The organism is Pseudomonas sp. (assembly GCF_050739995.1).
Taxonomy (GTDB): domain Bacteria; phylum Pseudomonadota; class Gammaproteobacteria; order Pseudomonadales; family Pseudomonadaceae; genus Aquipseudomonas.
In genome coordinates, this window is record NZ_JBOICG010000141.1 from 1 (window position 1) to 2236 (window position 2236).

General features: G+C 60.0%; 3 protein-coding genes. All 3 read right to left on the reverse strand.

From position 1 onward, the window contains the following. The coding region (locus ACRESD_RS04950; protein WP_431749899.1) for a succinylglutamate desuccinylase at positions 1-457 on the reverse strand (457 nt) is incomplete at its 3' end. Between the two features lie 11 nt (positions 458-468). Further along, positions 469-756 carry a topoisomerase II gene (locus tag ACRESD_RS04955; protein WP_177013231.1) on the reverse strand — a complete coding sequence of 96 codons (288 nt, stop codon included), beginning with the start codon at positions 754-756 and terminating at the stop codon, positions 469-471. Positions 757-779: 23 nt separating this feature from the next. Further along, positions 780-2126 carry an N-succinylarginine dihydrolase gene (astB, locus tag ACRESD_RS04960; RefSeq protein ID WP_431749900.1) on the reverse strand — a complete coding sequence of 449 codons (1347 nt, stop codon included), beginning with the start codon at positions 2124-2126 and terminating at the stop codon, positions 780-782. Positions 2127-2236 lie beyond the last annotated feature (110 nt).

The following is a 2236-nucleotide window of genomic DNA, read 5'->3' on the forward strand; positions in this document are numbered from 1 at the left end:
CGGTGTGCAGGTCGTAGTGCAAACGGCTACGCCCCGGCACGCTGAAGAAAGTGCGGGCCAACTGCTCAAGCTCGGCGGCGCGCATCGCTTCGGGGCCGATGTTTTGTTCATGACGGCCATTGAACAGCCGGTTGACGTCCAGTTCGAGGTAACGCTCGCCGCGGCGCATGGCCTCGGGGTTGCCGAACAGGAACAGAATACGGGTGCGGGGTTTGATTTCCCCACGGGCAATGCCATGCAACAGGCGGTCGAGCAGCTCGATCGGCGCGGTTTCGTTGCCATGGATGCCAGACGACAGCAGCAGGTCGCTGCCGTTGTCCTTCGCCTCAGGCGGACGCACTTCGAGTGCACCCTCGCTGAGCCAGCGCATCTGCACGCCGTCGACAGTCAGTTGAATTTTTTGCGCCGGTTCGCGACCGGCGAGGGTCAGTTCAAGCAGTTTGCCGAGGGCGAGCATACGCAGCTTCCTTAGTGGTTGCAGCCTGGGCCGTGGACGTGATCGTCGTCGCCTTCAACGTCGGCCGGTTCCATTTCCAGTTGCAGGCTCATCAGGTTGGTGGCCAGTGGGCGCATCAACAGGTTGGCGTACTCAGCGTCGCCTTCTTCCACATCCACACCAATCAGCAGTTGGCCACGGCCATCGTGCTGGATCCAGATCTCCTTGCCCTGCCAGACCACGGCGACGCGGGTGCAGGAAGTTTCCAGCTGGGTGCCGTCGGTGTCTTCAAGGATCAGTTTCAGGGTGTCGGTGGTCATAAATAATTCTCTGCCGTGCGGCGTTAATTGATCTGGAAAGGATAAACCGAGCCCAGTTTAAGGATTTGCGTCAGTTCATCCAGTGCCGTCCGGCACTCAAGCAACAATTGCGGGTCAGCCAGGTCGCTTTCACGCAGGCTGTCGCGGTAGTGCTTGTCAACCCACTGGGTCAGCGTGTCGTACAACGGCGCGGTCATGATAACGCCTGGATTCACCGCCGCCAGTTCCGTTTCATTCAAAGCCACACGCAAACGCAGGCACGCCGGGCCACCGCCGTTCTGCATGCTTTGCTTGAGGTCGAACACCTTCACTTCACGGATCAGGCCACCGGACGCAGTCAAGCCTTGTAGGTACTGCCAGACGCGCTCGTTGGCGCGGCATTCTTCCGGCACGATCAGCAGCATCGAACCGTCGGCGCGGGTCAGCAATTGGCTGTTGAACAAGTAGGACCGTACCGCGTCCTCGACACTGACCAAAGCACGGGGCACGCACACAGACTGGAAGTTACCGCCCAGCTTGCCCAACTTGCCGTGTAATTCGGCCAGCATCTGTTCGGTGTTGAGGAAGGCGTCCTCGTGATAGAACAGCACTTCGCCGTTGCCCACCGCGATCACGTCGTTATGGAACACACCGGCATCGATTACCGCTGGGTTCTGCTGGGCGTAGACGACCCCCTCATCCTTCAAGCCATGCAGGCGCGCGACGGCCTGGGACGCTTCCAGGGTCTGGCGTGCCGGGTACTTCTGCGGTGCCGGGTAGCGGGTGTCGAACGCGCTGCGGCCAAACACGAAAAACTCCACACCCGCCTCGCCGTATTCGCGGCAAAAACGTGTGTGGTTGGCCGCACCTTCATCACCAAACTGCGCCACCGCCGGCAATGCGGCGTGATGGGCAAAATGCTTCTGGTCAGCAAACATCGCCCCCAGCACGCGGCTGGTGGTCGGGTGTTCGATGCTGCGGTGGTATTTGCAGTTGAGGTTGGCAGCGGTGAAATGCACCCGGCCGTCAACGGTATCGGCGCTTGGGCTGACAGTGGCGGCGTTAGCCACCCACATGCTCGACGCAGAGCAACTGGCAACCAGCAGCGGCATGGCCTGCTTGGCCGCTTGCTGGATGACTTGAGCATCGGTGCCGCTGAAACCCAGGTTGCGCAAGGCAGCCACGTCAGGTCGTTCCTGTGGCGCCAACACCCCTTGCACGAAGCCCATGTCCATCAGGGCTTTCATTTTCTGCAGGCCCTGCAACGCCGCTTCCTTCGGGTTCGAAGACTGCTGGCTGTTGCTCTGAGACGCGACGTTGCCGTAGGACAAACCGCCGTAGTTGTGGGTTGGCCCCACTAGACCGTCAAAATTGACTTCATAGGATTTCATCGGCGAGGCTCCACGAACATCTGTATTTTTATAGGCATCTAGTGCAGATCTATAGCTGTAAACCCGATCAACTGTGGGAGCTGGCTTGCCTGCGATGGCATCACCTCGGT

Excerpts from the sequence above, each read along its gene's own strand:
- ACRESD_RS04955 (WP_177013231.1), bottom strand. The coding sequence starts at position 756 with ATGACCACCGACACCCTGAAACTGATCCTTGAAGACACCGACGGCACC.
- astB (WP_431749900.1), bottom strand. The coding sequence starts at position 2,126 with ATGAAATCCTATGAAGTCAATTTTGACGGTCTAGTGGGGCCAACCCAC.